This window comes from Lelliottia sp., from assembly GCF_045627565.1.
In the GTDB taxonomy this organism is placed as follows: Bacteria; Pseudomonadota; Gammaproteobacteria; order Enterobacterales; family Enterobacteriaceae; genus Enterobacter.
The window spans coordinates 57,839-71,861 of record NZ_JAZQNX010000019.1 but is presented as its reverse complement, the minus strand read 5'-3'; the positions used below and the strand labels follow the sequence as shown (position 1 = coordinate 71,861).

The window sequence follows — 14,023 nt, the reverse complement described above, 5'->3', positions numbered from 1 at the left end:
GGCGTTAAACTTTTTTTGCGCTGCGTATCCGGTTACACTCCAATGGTGGGCCGGACGAGGGCGCTGTAAAGCGCGCCGGTTTAAGTGTGTCCGGTTATGCCAACCTCGTCCGGCTCCACCACCCTCGGAAATTGGCATTTCCAGTGGCGGTCATAAACACACACTGAGGTTAACGATATGAACATCAGCAACGCACTTATCACCACCCCATTCGATCACTATACCGATTTCACTGAACTGGCCAGCAACTGCGAAAATTATGGCGAGGCGATAGTGGAAGAGACCGACCCCGTGGCGAAAGCGGCGCTTTGTGGGCGTCTTTCCACCTGTCTGTCTCTGCTGCGCCCGACGCTGCTCGACCCGATTCCTGCGCATCTGGTGGATTATCTGACCGTCGATTCACACCCGTTGTATGAGCCGTTATTCGATCCCGAACCGGTGGAGCTTTGCCGTTACTGTGAGGAAATTACTCACCTGCTCATCAGCGGCGCGCTCGCGCCTCACTCCGCCAGAGTGATGGAAGAGTTATTGTGTGAACTGACCACCTTTTTTGCCGACAGACTGAAAGCCCCGCGCTGGGTTCGTTCAGAATCGGGATTAAATCCGATTAGTTAAGAAACAGTACAGCCGCACTTGCGTACAGTGCGGCTGTTTACTCTGCTACCGTACCGCCAACATAAAAATCAGGGAGTTACCATGCGTCAGCGCACTATCGTCTGTCCGATTATCCAGAATGACGGAGCCTATCTGCTGTGCAAAATGGCGTCCGACCGCGGGGTGTTTCCTGGCCAGTGGGCACTGTCGGGTGGCGGTATGGAGCCGGGCGAAACCATGGAAGAGGCGTTGCGTCGTGAAATTCGCGAGGAGCTGGGCGAGCGGCTTGAGATTACCGACGTCAAACCGTGGACGTTTCGCGATGACATTCGTGTCAAAACCTACGCGGACGGCACCACAGAACAGATTTACATGATCTACCTGATTTTCGATTGCCTCAGCGCCAACCGCGACGTGACGTTTAACGAAGAGTTTCAGGACATCGCGTGGGTTACCCCGGAATCACTGAACACGCTGGATTTGAACGACGCGACGCGCCTTACGTTTACACAGAAAGGTTTGCTATAACACGCCGCTGATTTGGCTTAAATCACCCCACCTGCTGCGGCGCACCGGAAAAGTAGACGCTCAGGTAGCGGGTGAACTTGCCTAAAAACACGCCCGCAAACACGCCGCCGGAGATAATGGCGAATGCGCTCATGCCGGGCTGTTGCAGCGTTCCCGGGGACATCGCCGTCATTACGCCCAGAACGTATTTCACCAGAAACGCCAGCATCATAAACGGCAGCGCCGAATAGTCGGCCTGACGATGAATGCTGCGGGGCGCTGCTGCGCGCGTGGCCGAAACGTGCTTAACAAGCACAAAGCCCAGCGCTGCGCCAGCCAGAATCCCGGCAATCCACAACGCGAACGTACTGAGGGTCAACTGGCGATGCATCACCAGATCGTAAATATCCCAGAAAAGGAAAATCGCCGGGATGATGGCGAGTTTTTCCAGCGTCACGGTAGCAGGTTGACGAGCTTTGATACCGCGGGTTACCAGAAAGACAAATAAAACCCATACCCAGACGGGTGTGTGGATCACAATTTGAGAGAGCGTTTCCATCATAGGTTTTACCGTCCACAGGTTTTAATGTCGTTGCGTCGATACACCCGGTCATTATTACGCATAATGGCATGGACGCCATCATGCGTTGGGATTGGCATTACAACGAAATTTTCAGGCGTCTCACCGCTTCCTTCAGTTGCTCTTCCGTCGCCGTCACAAACGACATACGCAGCGTGGAATGATCCGGTTCGTTGCAATAGAAGAACTCACCCGGAACATACACGACACCGTTACTGAGCGTTTTTTCAAGCCAGGCGGTGGTGTTAATCCCGTTATTCATTTTGGCCCACAGGAACATCCCGCCCTTCGGTTTGTGGAACGTCATAATATCGCCCAGCTCAGCTTCCAGCTCCTGAGAGAACGTTTGATATTTCTGACGGTACACTTCGCGGATCATCTTAATCTGCGCAGGCAAACGGCCGGTTTTGAGATATTCGCTGGTCATCAACTGCGACAGCGTGCTGGTGTGCAGATCGGTGGTTTGCTTCAGGTTGACGACAGCCCTTTTCAGCCATTCAGGAACAATCACCCAGCCCACACGAGTGCCCGGCGACAGGATCTTGGAGAAGGTAGAGGTGTAAACGACATTTTGCTCGTTACCAATGGCTTTGGCGTGCGCCATCAGTGGACGGAAAACGTCGTCGGTATAATTAATTTCGCTGTAGGGGTCGTCTTCGATAATGACGAAATCATAACGCTTAGAAAGCTCTACCAGCTGTTTCCGGCGGCTTTCCGAAAGCGTGACACCACCAGGGTTGCCGAACGTTGGAACGATATAAACCGCTTTGATAGTTTTATTCGCTACCAGCGCTTCAAGTTCGTCGACTTTCATTCCGTCGCCATCGGTTCCGACCGATTCAATATTCGCCTGCGCCAGGCTAAAGACCTGCAACGCGGCCAAATACGTTGGGCGTTCGACCACAACGGTATCACCAGGATTGATTAATGCGCGCGCCAGAATATCCAGAGACTGCTGTGACCCGGAGGTCACTACCACATCATCGGCCTTGCACTGAATACCGCGCTCGGCAGAAATCTGCTGAATGGCCTCACGTAATTCCGGGAAACCTTCACTCAAACCGTACTGAAATGCTTCGCCAAAATGGTGAGAAAGCACGGCCTCGGACGCCAACTTTAACCCTTCATGATCAAAGAGTTCAGGGTTAGGGATGCCTCCGCCAAGTGAGATGACGCCGGGCATTTTACTGTGCTTTAAGAGTTCACGAATGGCGGAGGACTGCAGAGCCTGGACGCTGGTGGCGAGCTTATGAGTTGTCACGCTATTAATACCTGTATTATCTGTTTTTATGATGGTCACAACTTAGTAACACATGTTTTGCGCTTTGATAATCATTTTTGTGCCTGTTCGCATGAAAGGTATCACGCTGACGGCTCTTGAGCGTGAGGGGGTGAGCACAAAGAAATAGAGGCAGAATCCCTGAACCGATATATTATGTAACACACAACCTGCATTTAATTAATGAATATCAACAATCAGAATGTCATAACCATTATTAATAAACGCTCACCAACCTATTTCAGAGCATGAAAACGCCCACCCATCCATTATTCCTAAAATAGATCACCCCACGACAAAATCTGTATTTTAAACACCACCACCGAATTTAAGATTTATCTTACAAGCGGAATAACCCAGGGTATTCTATGCCGTAAAAGGTTTTGTAAAAAGTTGTAAAGCCCCCCGTCACGCCTGGCATCCCATCCTGATTCGAAGCGGCGCAGACTTATCCCACTGCTATCAGCCCAACTTCTCTTAATAACTATCAACTTATAGCCTTAATATTTCACCAACAAGCGAAGCGATATATTCTGCATTCATTAGAAATCGGCCAACCAATTAAAAATTACGCCGTTTGACACCTTTAAAATAGCGACTAAGTTTAAGTACTGAACGACAACAGATACGATTTTATGACGTATCTTCCTGACGTAAATGCACCAAGAGGGTTGATATTATGGCAGAGCATCGTGGTGGTTCCGGTAATTTCGCTGAAGACCGTGAAAAAGCATCAGACGCAGGGAAAAAAGGAGGTCAGCAAAGCGGTGGGAACTTTAAAAACGATCCGCAACGTGCCTCCGAAGCCGGTAAGAAAGGCGGTCAGAACAGTCACGGCGGTGGTCGTAAATCTGACAAGTCCTAAGCTCTATATTTCTTAAATTTGTCATGACTTTTAAGAGCACTCTGCGAGCCTGCGGACTCGCAGTATTTTGCTGTGTAAGTGAGGAAACCCTATGAATATGAAAACGCTGCAAGATGTCTTTATTCACCTGCTATCAGATACGTACAGCGCAGAGAAACAGCTTACGCGTGGTTTGGCTAAATTAGCCCGTGAAGCCTCAAGCGAAAAATTAAGCGCTGCGTTTAAAGCTCACCTTGAAGAGACGCAAGGACAAATTGAACGTATCGATCAGATAGTAGAGCAGGAACCGAATCTCAAAATTAAACGCATGAAGTGTGTGGCGATGGAAGGCTTAATTGAAGAAGCCAACGAAGTTATCGAAAGCACTGAAAAAAATGAAGTTCGGGACGCCGCATTAATTGCTGCGGCGCAAAAAGTCGAACACTACGAAATTGCCAGTTACGGCACGCTCGCGACTCTGGCGGAGCAATTAGGCTATAAAAAAGCCGTCAAATTGTTGACCGAAACGCTGGAAGAAGAAAAATCTACCGACCTGAAATTAACCGATTTAGCCGTTGGCAATATCAATCAAAAAGCCCAGGCATAATTCGACATCACCAGAGGACGATAATAATGAATCACGTAGAACACTACCATGACTGGCTACGCGATGCCCATGCGATGGAAAAGCAAGCTGAATCCATGCTGGAGTCGATGGTCAGCCGTATCGATAATTATCCTGACGTGCGCGCCCGCATTGAACAACACGTTAGCGAGACAAAACGTCAAATCGCCGTGCTGGAAGAGATCCTGGATCGAAATGATATTTCCCGTTCGGTGATAAAAGACTCCATGAGCAAAATGGCGGCGCTGGGGCAGTCTATCGGCGGTATGTTCCCGTCCGATGAGATCGTCAAAGGCTCGATCAGCGGGTACGTTTTTGAGCAGTTCGAAATTGCCTGTTATACCTCGCTGCTGGCGGCGGCAAAAAGGGCGGGAGATACCGCCTCGATCCCGGCGATTGAATCCATTCTTGCCGAAGAACAGGCGATGGCTGACTGGCTGATTCAGCATATCCCAACGACGACAGAACAATTTCTGCTGCGTTCAGACGCGAAAGGCGTCGAAGCTAAAAAATAATTGCGGGAGGCAGAAGCATGTTCAGACACGTCAAACAATTACAGTATACCGTTCGCGTTGCCGAGCCGAATCCAGGCCTGGCTAATCTTCTGCTTGAGCAATTTGGCGGCCCCCAGGGTGAGCTGGCAGCCGCGTGCCGTTACTTTACCCAAGGGTTAGGCGATGACGATCCGGGCCGCAAAGATTTGCTGCTGGATATCGCCACGGAAGAGTTAAGCCACCTGGAAATTATCGGCACGCTGGTCGGCATGCTGAATAAAGGAGCCAAAGGCGAACTGGCAGAAGGGACCGAAAATGAGGCCGATCTGTATCGCTCGCTGACGGCAAACGGTAACGACAGCCACATTACCTCTCTGCTTTATGGTGGTGGACCAGCCCTCACTAACTCGGCGGGTGTGCCATGGACCGCCGCCTACGTCGATACCATCGGTGAACCGACGGCGGATTTGCGCTCCAATATTGCGGCGGAAGCCCGCGCCAAAATCATCTACGAGCGCCTGATCAACGTCACTGACGATCCTGGCGTGAAAGATGCGTTAGCTTTTTTGATGACCCGCGAAGCGGCGCACCAGATGTCATTTGAGAAGGCGTTGCAGTCCATTCGTAATAACTTCCCGCCGGGCAAACTTCCGCCGGTCGAGGAGTACACCAACAAGTACTACAATATGTCGGAAGGCGGTGAAGTTCGCGGCAGCTGGAACAGCGATAAGCACTTCGATTACGTTGAAAACCCGCAGCCTGCTGTTGACGGTGGAGACGGGGGTGCAGAAGTCGCGCTGTCGTCGAAGCAAAAAACACTGCTCAAAGCGATGGCCAAACGGACGCAATCCGATCCCGAAGCCGATCCGCTAACTGGCGCTGAACTGGGCGCCGGGAAGAAAAAACCGTAACACAACGGGTTTTTCTCGACAGTCCTCCATGCCCCGCCAACGGCGGGGCATGATTTTGTGTTTGTGGGGTGTGGATCATGTTCGAACTCGACGCATTTCATCTGGCCAGGCTTCAGTTCGCTTTTACCGTCTCTTTCCATATCATTTTCCCCGCGATAACCATCGGTCTTGCCAGTTACCTTGTTGTGCTGGAAGGGCTGTGGCTACGAACAAAAAATGACGTCTGGCGATCGCTGTATCACTTCTGGTTGAAAATCTTCGCCGTCAATTTCGGCATGGGGGTGGTTTCAGGCCTGGTGATGGCGTATCAGTTCGGCACTAACTGGAGCGGATTCTCCGAGTTCGCCGGAAGTATCACCGGTCCCCTCCTCACCTATGAAGTGTTAACTGCCTTTTTCCTTGAAGCCGGTTTCCTGGGCGTGATGCTGTTTGGCTGGAATAAAGTCGGGCCTGGGCTGCATTTTTTCGCCACCTGCATGGTGGCGCTGGGCACGTTGATGTCCACGTTCTGGATCCTCGCTTCAAACAGCTGGATGCACACCCCGCAAGGCTTTAGCATTGCCAACGGTCAGGTCATACCTGAAGACTGGTTTGCGGTGATCTTTAACCCCTCTTTCCCTTATCGCCTTTTCCACATGTCGATTGCGGCGTTTCTGAGTAGCGCCCTGTTTGTTGGCGCATCGGGCGCGTGGCATTTATTGCGCGGCAACGATACGCCTGCGGTGCGCAAAATGTTCTCTATGGCACTGTGGATGGCGCTGCTGGTCGCGCCGATTCAGGCTTTCGTCGGCGATATGCACGGGCTGAACACGCTCGAACATCAGCCCGCCAAAATTGCCGCTATCGAAGGCCACTGGGAAAATCGGCCCGGCGAAGCCACTCCGCTGCTGCTGTTCGGCATCCCCGATATGGAAGAGGAACGCACCAAATACGGGCTGGAAATCCCCGCGCTCGGCAGCCTGATCCTGACACACAGCCTGGATAAACAGGTCCCCGCGCTGAAAGAGTTCCCGAAAGACGAGCGCCCTAATTCGCTGATCGTCTTCTGGTCGTTTCGCGTGATGGTTGGCCTGGGTCTGCTCATGATTGCTATGGGCGTGGTGAGCGTGTGGCTCCGCTATCGGCACCGTCTTTACCATTCGCGCCCTTTCCTGTGGTTTGCATTGTGTATGGGGCCAGCGGGTCTGGTTGCGATTCTGGCGGGCTGGGTCACCACCGAAGTGGGCCGCCAGCCGTGGGTCGTTTACGGTTTGCTGCGCACGCGTGACGCAGTTTCATTGCACAGCACGCTGCAGATGAGCATCAGTCTCATCGCCTTTTTTGTGGTGTATTGCTCGGTGTTTGGCGTCGGGTATCTCTACCTGGTCAGGCTTATCAAGAAAGGGCCACAGCCAGTGGATACGCTCACCTCGAACACATCCGGTACACCTGCCCGTCCGCTGTCCGCCGCTGAATCCGTTCCGGAACAGGAGAAGCCATAATGGGTGTCGATATCTCAGTTATCTGGTTTGCGATAATCGTCTTTGCCACGCTGATGTACATCATTATGGATGGGTTCGATCTGGGCATCGGTGTGCTATTTAATTTCGTGCGCGATCCCGAAGAGCGCGACATTATGGTGAACAGCGTCGCCCCCGTTTGGGATGGCAACGAGACCTGGCTGGTGCTCGGTGGTGCCGGGTTGTTTGGCGCTTTCCCGCTGGCGTATGCGGTGATTGTGGATGCGCTCACCATTCCCCTCACCGCCATGCTGATTGGCCTGATCTTTCGCGGTGTGGCGTTCGAGTTTCGCTTTAAAGCCACGCCATCACACCGCAAATTCTGGGACTACTCTTTTGCCGGCGGTTCGCTGCTGGCGACGTTTAGCCAGGGCATCGTGGTCGGCGCGATGATCAATGGCTTTGACGTTGTAGGTCGCCGCTTTGCCGGTTCTTCGCTGGACTGGCTGACGCCATTCAATTTGTTCTGCGGGCTGGGATTAATCGTGGCGTACACCCTTTTAGGGACGACGTGGCTGATTATGAAAAGTGAGGGCGCGCTGCAAATTCGCATGCGTGAGCTGACGCGTCACTGCCTGCTGGCGTTGATGGGGGTGATTGCAGTGGTCAGCATCTGGACGCCGCTCGGCTGGCAGTACGTCGCCGACCGCTGGTTCTCGATGCCAAACTTCTTTTACTTCCTGCCGGTGCCGCTTCTGGTGCTGGTCTTTAGCCTGTGGATCTGGCGACTCACGCATAACGTACACAGTCACACCCGCCCATTCTTGCTGACCCTGGGGCTGATTTTCCTCGGCTTTAGCGGCCTGGGTATCAGCCTGTGGCCGCACATCATTCCGCCACGCATCACGATCTGGGACGCCGCCGCGCCGCCGGCCAGTCAAGTGTTTATGCTGGTCGGCACGCTGCTGATTATCCCGGTGATTCTGGTTTATACCGCATGGAGCTATTACGTCTTCAGGGGAAAAGTGTCAGGGACGGAGGGGTATCATTGAGCGAACCGCGCGCTAGTTTTTGCGCTTTTTCCAGACGGACAGCTTCACAATGAGTTGCGCCAGCGCGTAGCGCACGGCTTTTTCGATGACGTCCTGGCAGTCGCCGGTAAAGAGCACTCTGTCCGTCGAAATCTCACCGTGATAATTCCACGCAAACCAGACGGTGCCCGCAGGGGTACCATCATCGCCGCCATCAGGCCCGGCGTATCCGCTGATCGCAATGCTGATATCCGCGCCTGCCCGCGCGAGCGCCCCCGCCGACATCTCTTTGACGGTTTGTTCACTGACGGCTGTATATTTCTCAAGCGTGCTCGCCTGGACGCCCAATATTTTCTGCTTCGCCTCATCGCTAAAGGTTATTAACCCGACGTCATAAAAAGCGGCGGTGTTTTCCTCAGCGCACAGCGACGTGGCAAGATTGCCGCCGGTACAGGATTCCACAGTGGTTAACATTAATTCTCGCTCGGTGAGGACATTCGCAACCTGCTTTGTCAGCTCGCCCGTTGTTTTCGCTTCGTTATAGGCGGTAGTACTCATCAGGACACCCTACTCACTTTCTACAGGAATAATGGAAATATGACCGTTACGTTCCAGAATGGCGTATTTGATTTTACTGAACTCTGTAATTCCGTGATTCTGCCGCGCAGCGACTAAAATATCGGCACAGGAGACATCCACTTTTTTGAGTTTGTCAGACAGAGGCAGGCCATTTTCGAGCAAAATAACGGGCGCCCCATCAAGAATAGACTCTGCGCCGGAGATGTACTTCTTCATCAGTCCAAAAAGAATATCCACCACCACCAGCGTGACAATCGTCAGCATTGCCCCGGTGACCGAGAAATCGTTGCCCAACAATGCCTGCTGTGTGGCTTCACTGATAATCAGCAGCAGGATCAAATCAAAGCTGGTCATCTGCAATAAAGCGCGACGACCGGCTATTTTAAACACCACCAGTAGAATAAGGTAAATGGCGATCGCCCGGAATACCATCTCCATATCGCTCTCCTAAGGATATATAAACTGCCAGAACGTGATACCTGGCTGGTCATTGACGCTAATAGAACTCACTGACTTTCCCGGAACAGTGGGGGTGACATACATCCAGACGCTGAAATGACGTTCATTATTCACATTGTTATAAACCAGATAGAGCGTTTTCCCTCGGCTGTACATGCTGTCGGGCTGAGGAGAGATACTCCCGGGCTGGAAATCCTCATTAAATTTCCCGCCAAGGCTCACGACATACTTATCCGTGTTCTGAGGCTGAACGGTGAAATGAAGTTTGAATTCGGTTTGCAATCGACCAAAGCGTTCGTAATTCACGCTTAGCCTTTGAGATATATTGCTTTTTTGCGCTGAACTGAAATAACCATTGGAAAACAATCCCAGCACTGCCGCCAGAATGATGCACAGTAAAACCGTAAAACCTATCGACTGAAACCCGGACTCAAAATTGAGCGCAAAGCGGTTCTCTTTAACGCCGGGTAATTTGTCATGGTGATCATGTGACGATGTCATTTATCCCCTCTGCCATTTCGCTTATTACGCTTTTAGCGAGATGATTCTTAACGCAATTATCTTTTAGGACTCATCCCGTTTGCCAGATAATGAATCAACAACCAGACTTAATATTAAGCCAGGTTTCACTTTTTTGGAGGTCAGTATGAAATTATCCCTTGCGCCACTTTTCTGTTGTTTGCTCATCCCAACGGCATGGGCCGATGACAGTGGCGGGCTTCAAAAAGGCGAAGCACCACCGCCGCCGCACGCGATCGATGATGGGTATCGTGGGACGGAAAATGCGCGAACCATGACCGTTGAGCAGGCCAAAGAGATGCACGACGGTGCGACCATTTCGCTGCGCGGTAATTTAATTGACGGCTCCGGCGGCGATAAATATAAATTCCGCGACAAGACAGGTGAAATCGACACGATTATCCCGAAGTCTGTGTTTGATGGGAGAACGGTTGAACCCGATAATATGATCAGCATTAACGGTAGTCTGGATAAGAAAATGACGCCGCCGGTCGTGCGAGTGGATCACATTCAAAAATAGCGATTGATGTGTCTGCGCAGTGCAAAGTAAAGAGAGATATCCACTCACTTTGCACTGCGCGATATTTACCGCCTTAAGCTAAATCTCACCAAAGCCAACGCTGAATACCGTAACTCCTACCAATATCTGGGATGCAAATACCAGGATTAATCTGTCCTTTAGGATTATTCCCCATTTCATCACCTGCTAAAAAAACCAACAATTTTGATCGCTTTCTTTGTCATGGAATATCCATGACATGTTTGCCGATATTATTCGGCGTTATCAACAAAAACGGCACAAAGGATTACGGAAAATGAAACACATTTCTCTGGCGGTAGTAGTCGCAGCGAGCCTGGTCAGCGGCGCTGCTCTGGCGGATAATCATACTTTTTCTCTCGGTTATGCGCAGAGCAAAGTTGAGACCTTTAAAAATATTCGCGGCGTGAACGCACAGTACCGTTATGAATGGGATTCCCCGTTGAGCGTAATGGGTTCTTTCACCTATATGAGCGGCGATCAAGATGACAATTATTATATCGATTCTGACTCCGTGAAAAATCACCTTGAGGTGAAATATTACTCACTGATGGCTGGTCCAGCGTACCGTATTAACGAATACGTTTCTCTGTATGCTCTGGGCGGTATTGCCCGTACCAAAGCGGATGGCGACACCAAATGGGTTAACGCGGGCGATGGCTACACTCAGAAAGACAGCATCTCTGAAAAATCGACCTCTTTCGCTTATGGCGCAGGCGTGCAGTTTAACCCAACCACCGATTTGGCGATTAACGTGGGTTACGAAGGCACCAATGCCGATCTGGAGGGCGACAGCTACTCTATCAATGGCTGGAACGTGGGCGTAGGTTACCGCTTCTAGTCTGTTGAATTGACCTCTCCCCGTCAGGGAGAGGTCAGCGTTTGTGCACCCGCTAAAATATGCGCAATAAAGTGCGTGAGTTTTGGCAGCGGACGCAAATCCTGACGCCACAATAGATGCACCGGCCTTGGCTCAGGAGTAAAATCCTCCAGCACGTGTATCAATTTTCCCTTCGCCAACTCTTCTGCCACCAGCACTTCAGGCTGCAACAGCAAACCCGCTCCGGCAATCGCCGCCATGCGTAAACCGTAGCCATCGTTACAGCGTAAAATCGCGTCGCGCTTCCAGCGCACCTCTCCTTCGACGCCCGGCAGCCGCCACTCGTTACGCGCCGTCCACACCGTATGCGACAGACATAAATGATCGACCAGATCGGAGGGTGTTTGCGGCGTGCCGTGTCGCGCCAGATATTCCGGTGCCGCGCAGATCACCATCCGATAGGGACAGAGATATTTCGCGACCAGATCGTCGTGATGAATATCGCCTATGCGGATCGCCAGATCGATACCTTCATCGACCAGATCAACCCGCCGGTTCGTCAGATCCAACTCAACCCGCACGTCCGGCCAGAGTTGCAAAAACGTGGCGGTGAGCGGCGCAATCACGCAGCCACCAAATGACGTCGGTGCGCTGACGCGCAGCGTTCCGGCAGGCGCAGCGCGCAATCGCTCGACGGCACTTTCCGCAATCGACACTTGCTCCAGTACGCGTTTTGCCTCATCAAAGTACACGCGTCCGGCATCGGTCAGGCTTTGACGACGGGTATTGCGCTCCAGCAGGCGCGTGCCCAGCTGTGTTTCCAGCAGCGCGATGTATTTCCCCACCATCACCGCTGACATCTCCAGCCGTGACGCGGCACCGGTAAAACTGCCGCTCTCGACCACCGCGATAAACGTCTCCATGCCGCGAAGCTTATCCATATTACAAACCCCTGATTAGCAATCATCTAACTTTAGCCCAGTTTATCTCATATTTAATCTATTAAAGAATGGAGTCACACAACATGAGGAGTCAGCGATGAAAATTGTCATTATTGGTGCCAGCGGTACAGTAGGTCGTGCGGTAACGGAAGAGTTGAGCCGTCGCCACGAGGTGATCCGCGTGGGTCGCACAAACGGTGATGAGCAGGTGGATATCACCTCGCAGGAGAGCGTCCAGGCGCTGTTCGAGAAAATCGGCCCGGTGGATGCGATTGTCTCCGCGAGTGGCAGCCTGCATTTTGGCCCGCTGGCGATCATGAAAGACAGTGATTTTAATCAGGGATTGCAGGACAAATTGCTGGGCCAGGTCCGACTGGCGCTGACCGGCCAGCATTATCTGAATGAAGGCGGTTCGATCACCTTGATAAGCGGCATTGTGGCGCACGAGCCGATTGCCCAGGGCGTCAACGCCACCACGGTAAATGCTGCCCTGGAAGGTTTTGTCCGCGCCGCCGCCTGCGAACTGCCCCGCGGCATTCGTATCAACCTGATAAGCCCTACGGTGTTGAGCGAATCAGCCGAAGCCTATGACGGATTTTTTCCGGGCTTTGAAAGCGTACCCGCCGCGACCGTCGCGCTGGCTTATCGCCGCAGCGTCGAGGGCGTCCAGAGCGGGCGGGTGTACAACGTCGGTTACTGAGTTTTTTCAGCCGCGATCAGCACCAGCATCGGGCGTTCCGCCTCTTCAGCCAGCGCGGGCCAGGCATCCGTCTGCGCCTGCGTTGGCCCCCATTCGTTGACTTGACGAATCGTCAGCCCTGCCGCAATCAGCGCATTGAGCGTCGTGCCAAGCGTGCGGTGATATTTGATAACACCGTCCGCCAGCCAGTTGCTGACCCGCTCGCCCTCCTGCTGATATTGATTCACGCCCCAAAAGCGCACACCGTTATCATCGGTGAGCCAACCCTGACGCGACGCACAGGTGTAGATCGGATGTTCCATCGAAAACACCAGACTGCCGCCGGGTTTCAGCGCGCGCTGGATTTTGGCAAACAGGGTGTCGAGTTCCGGCAAATAGTGCAGAGCCAGCGAGCTGTAAACCAGATCGAGACTGTTTTCTGCAAGCGCCAGTGATTCCAGACTGCTGCGTTGATAGTGAATCGCCGCGTCGTCGGTCAGCTCCGCGGCGCGTGCGAGCATTTTTTCCGAGATATCAACGCCCGTCACCTGCGTGGCTCCCCTTTCCCACGCCACGCGGCAGAACCAGCCGTAACCGCAGCCGAGATCGACTACCGATTTCCCGCGCAAATCCGGCAGCATCGTTTTCAGTGCAGGCCACTCCGGTGCGCCGTCCAGCCCCTGCACCGAGCGCGGAAGCTGCGCGTAGCCTTCGAAAAACGCCGGATCGTCGTAGATATTCTGTGCCATGTGAGATCCCTCTGTAAGAATGTGCTTAAGAGTATACCTCTCGCTCTGCGCGCTCCCCAAAGGTTGAGAGTTCCCCACACATTGACAATTTGTACAATGTACTCCCTCTCCTCTTTGGGGAGAGGGCTGGGGTGAGGGGGAGCATGCGGCTCAGGAGGTTATTCCGTTCACGCCAGACTCGTGCTTATCTATGATGACGGAGCCGCTGAACGTGCCAGGGCGCCCGGCAAGAAAATCGCCGCTTCGCGGTGCCCCTCATCTTATTCCTTACGGCTGTCGGGGACGGGCGCTGCAACGTCCCTGTAAATGCGCCCGCGCCGCGCATCTATGCGCGTCGCCCCGGCCTTCAGTCAACGACTCGGCGATTTACAGCCGGACCATGTCATCGCTGTAAGTCTGATATTTAGATGGCGTCATTTTCATCGCTGTGGAAAC

General features: G+C 52.7%; 18 protein-coding genes. 11 read left to right on the top strand and 7 right to left on the bottom strand.

Annotated elements, in window-relative coordinates; genetic code table 11:
* Positions 1-177 precede the first annotated feature (177 nt).
* Both ACKI5T_RS10975 and nudI read left to right on the top strand, forming a co-directional pair.
* Positions 178-615 (top strand): hypothetical protein, encoded by a 438-nt coding sequence (locus tag ACKI5T_RS10975; protein ID WP_407437396.1) that lies wholly within the window; start codon positions 178-180, stop codon positions 613-615.
* Positions 616-696: 81 nt separating this feature from the next.
* The gene (nudI, locus tag ACKI5T_RS10970; RefSeq protein WP_407437394.1) at positions 697-1,122 is read left to right on the top strand and encodes a nucleoside triphosphatase NudI; all 426 of its coding nucleotides are present in this window, start codon (positions 697-699) and stop codon (positions 1,120-1,122) included.
* 22 nt (positions 1,123-1,144) lie between these two features.
* Here the strand turns inward: nudI and ACKI5T_RS10965 are convergent, their stop codons facing one another.
* Entirely contained in the window at positions 1,145-1,663 is a 519-nt protein-coding gene (locus tag ACKI5T_RS10965; protein WP_407437393.1) for a DUF6622 family protein, read from the bottom strand.
* 97 nt (positions 1,664-1,760) lie between these two features.
* Positions 1,761-2,942 (bottom strand): PLP-dependent aminotransferase family protein, encoded by a 1,182-nt coding sequence (locus ACKI5T_RS10960; RefSeq protein ID WP_407437391.1) that lies wholly within the window; start codon positions 2,940-2,942, stop codon positions 1,761-1,763.
* A 697-nt stretch (positions 2,943-3,639) separates the two neighbouring features.
* Here ACKI5T_RS10960 and ACKI5T_RS10955 point away from each other — a divergent pair.
* The 6 genes from ACKI5T_RS10955 to cydB all read left to right on the top strand — a co-directional run bounded on the left by ACKI5T_RS10955 (position 3,640) and on the right by cydB (position 8,325).
* Positions 3,640-3,825: a general stress protein gene (locus ACKI5T_RS10955; RefSeq protein ID WP_015960120.1), complete on the top strand. Its 186-nt coding sequence runs from the start codon at positions 3,640-3,642 to the stop codon at positions 3,823-3,825.
* Positions 3,826-3,916: 91 nt separating this feature from the next.
* A complete protein-coding gene (locus ACKI5T_RS10950; RefSeq protein ID WP_331389508.1) occupies positions 3,917-4,411 on the top strand; it encodes a ferritin-like domain-containing protein in 495 nt (164 codons plus the stop codon).
* 26 nt (positions 4,412-4,437) lie between these two features.
* Positions 4,438-4,944 (top strand): ferritin-like domain-containing protein, encoded by a 507-nt coding sequence (locus ACKI5T_RS10945; RefSeq protein ID WP_407437388.1) that lies wholly within the window; start codon positions 4,438-4,440, stop codon positions 4,942-4,944.
* 17 nt (positions 4,945-4,961) lie between these two features.
* Complete coding sequence (locus ACKI5T_RS10940; protein ID WP_407437386.1) at positions 4,962-5,834, top strand: manganese catalase family protein; 873 nt, start codon at positions 4,962-4,964, stop codon at positions 5,832-5,834.
* A 77-nt stretch (positions 5,835-5,911) separates the two neighbouring features.
* A complete protein-coding gene (locus tag ACKI5T_RS10935; protein WP_407437384.1) occupies positions 5,912-7,315 on the top strand; it encodes a cytochrome ubiquinol oxidase subunit I in 1,404 nt (467 codons plus the stop codon).
* On the top strand, positions 7,315-8,325 hold the full coding sequence (cydB, locus tag ACKI5T_RS10930) for a cytochrome d ubiquinol oxidase subunit II (RefSeq protein WP_407437382.1): 1,011 nt from the start codon (positions 7,315-7,317) through the stop codon (positions 8,323-8,325). Before ACKI5T_RS10935 ends, cydB begins: the two co-directional genes overlap by 1 nt.
* 12 nt (positions 8,326-8,337) lie before the next feature.
* On the opposite strand, the gene ACKI5T_RS10925 is transcribed toward cydB, so the two are convergent.
* The 3 genes from ACKI5T_RS10925 to ACKI5T_RS10915 are packed head-to-tail and all read right to left on the bottom strand — an operon-like array spanning position 8,338 to position 9,843.
* A complete protein-coding gene (locus ACKI5T_RS10925; protein WP_407437380.1) occupies positions 8,338-8,862 on the bottom strand; it encodes a 2-oxo-tetronate isomerase in 525 nt (174 codons plus the stop codon).
* Positions 8,863-8,871: 9 nt separating this feature from the next.
* Complete coding sequence (locus ACKI5T_RS10920) at positions 8,872-9,321, bottom strand: DUF421 domain-containing protein (protein WP_407437378.1); 450 nt, start codon at positions 9,319-9,321, stop codon at positions 8,872-8,874.
* 9 nt (positions 9,322-9,330) lie between these two features.
* A complete protein-coding gene (locus ACKI5T_RS10915; RefSeq protein ID WP_407437376.1) occupies positions 9,331-9,843 on the bottom strand; it encodes a hypothetical protein in 513 nt (170 codons plus the stop codon).
* A 145-nt stretch (positions 9,844-9,988) separates the two neighbouring features.
* Here ACKI5T_RS10915 and ACKI5T_RS10910 point away from each other — a divergent pair, with 145 nt between their 5' ends.
* Together ACKI5T_RS10910 and ACKI5T_RS10905 are read left to right on the top strand one after the other, a co-directional pair.
* Positions 9,989-10,381: a YdeI family stress tolerance OB fold protein gene (locus ACKI5T_RS10910; RefSeq protein ID WP_015960129.1), complete on the top strand. Its 393-nt coding sequence runs from the start codon at positions 9,989-9,991 to the stop codon at positions 10,379-10,381.
* A gap of 295 nt (positions 10,382-10,676) precedes the next feature.
* On the top strand, positions 10,677-11,240 hold the full coding sequence (locus ACKI5T_RS10905; RefSeq protein ID WP_407437374.1) for an Ail/Lom family outer membrane beta-barrel protein: 564 nt from the start codon (positions 10,677-10,679) through the stop codon (positions 11,238-11,240).
* Positions 11,241-11,263: 23 nt separating this feature from the next.
* Here ACKI5T_RS10905 and ACKI5T_RS10900 read toward each other — a convergent pair whose 3' ends face one another.
* Complete coding sequence (locus ACKI5T_RS10900; RefSeq protein ID WP_407437372.1) at positions 11,264-12,160, bottom strand: LysR substrate-binding domain-containing protein; 897 nt, start codon at positions 12,158-12,160, stop codon at positions 11,264-11,266.
* Between the two features lie 97 nt (positions 12,161-12,257).
* Between ACKI5T_RS10900 and ACKI5T_RS10895 the strand changes: the two genes are divergently transcribed.
* Positions 12,258-12,860, top strand: coding sequence for a short chain dehydrogenase (locus tag ACKI5T_RS10895; RefSeq protein ID WP_407437370.1), 603 nt, complete (start codon positions 12,258-12,260; stop codon positions 12,858-12,860).
* Here the strand turns inward: ACKI5T_RS10895 and ACKI5T_RS10890 are convergent.
* The gene (locus ACKI5T_RS10890) at positions 12,854-13,588 is read right to left on the bottom strand and encodes a class I SAM-dependent methyltransferase (RefSeq protein ID WP_407437368.1); all 735 of its coding nucleotides are present in this window, start codon (positions 13,586-13,588) and stop codon (positions 12,854-12,856) included. The two genes, ACKI5T_RS10895 and ACKI5T_RS10890, sit on opposite strands and share 7 nt — an antisense overlap.
* Between the last annotated feature and the right edge of the window lie 435 nt (positions 13,589-14,023).

Bases quoted from the DNA above. Each gene is read 5' to 3' on its own strand.
- ACKI5T_RS10905 (WP_407437374.1), top strand. From the start codon at position 10,677: ATGAAACACATTTCTCTGGCGGTAGTAGTCGCAGCGAGCCTGGTCAGC.
- ACKI5T_RS10940 (WP_407437386.1), top strand. From the start codon at position 4,962: ATGTTCAGACACGTCAAACAATTACAGTATACCGTTCGCGTTGCCGAG.
- ACKI5T_RS10920 (WP_407437378.1), bottom strand. From the start codon at position 9,321: ATGGAGATGGTATTCCGGGCGATCGCCATTTACCTTATTCTACTGGTG.
- ACKI5T_RS10950 (WP_331389508.1), top strand. From the start codon at position 3,917: ATGAATATGAAAACGCTGCAAGATGTCTTTATTCACCTGCTATCAGAT.
- ACKI5T_RS10955 (WP_015960120.1), top strand. From the start codon at position 3,640: ATGGCAGAGCATCGTGGTGGTTCCGGTAATTTCGCTGAAGACCGTGAA.
- ACKI5T_RS10925 (WP_407437380.1), bottom strand. From the start codon at position 8,862: ATGAGTACTACCGCCTATAACGAAGCGAAAACAACGGGCGAGCTGACA.
- ACKI5T_RS10895 (WP_407437370.1), top strand. From the start codon at position 12,258: ATGAAAATTGTCATTATTGGTGCCAGCGGTACAGTAGGTCGTGCGGTA.
- ACKI5T_RS10910 (WP_015960129.1), top strand. From the start codon at position 9,989: ATGAAATTATCCCTTGCGCCACTTTTCTGTTGTTTGCTCATCCCAACG.
- ACKI5T_RS10915 (WP_407437376.1), bottom strand. From the start codon at position 9,843: ATGACATCGTCACATGATCACCATGACAAATTACCCGGCGTTAAAGAG.
- ACKI5T_RS10890 (WP_407437368.1), bottom strand. From the start codon at position 13,588: ATGGCACAGAATATCTACGACGATCCGGCGTTTTTCGAAGGCTACGCG.
- ACKI5T_RS10975 (WP_407437396.1), top strand. From the start codon at position 178: ATGAACATCAGCAACGCACTTATCACCACCCCATTCGATCACTATACC.
- ACKI5T_RS10965 (WP_407437393.1), bottom strand. From the start codon at position 1,663: ATGATGGAAACGCTCTCTCAAATTGTGATCCACACACCCGTCTGGGTA.
- nudI (WP_407437394.1), top strand. From the start codon at position 697: ATGCGTCAGCGCACTATCGTCTGTCCGATTATCCAGAATGACGGAGCC.
- ACKI5T_RS10900 (WP_407437372.1), bottom strand. From the start codon at position 12,160: ATGGATAAGCTTCGCGGCATGGAGACGTTTATCGCGGTGGTCGAGAGC.
- ACKI5T_RS10935 (WP_407437384.1), top strand. From the start codon at position 5,912: ATGTTCGAACTCGACGCATTTCATCTGGCCAGGCTTCAGTTCGCTTTT.
- cydB (WP_407437382.1), top strand. From the start codon at position 7,315: ATGGGTGTCGATATCTCAGTTATCTGGTTTGCGATAATCGTCTTTGCC.
- ACKI5T_RS10945 (WP_407437388.1), top strand. From the start codon at position 4,438: ATGAATCACGTAGAACACTACCATGACTGGCTACGCGATGCCCATGCG.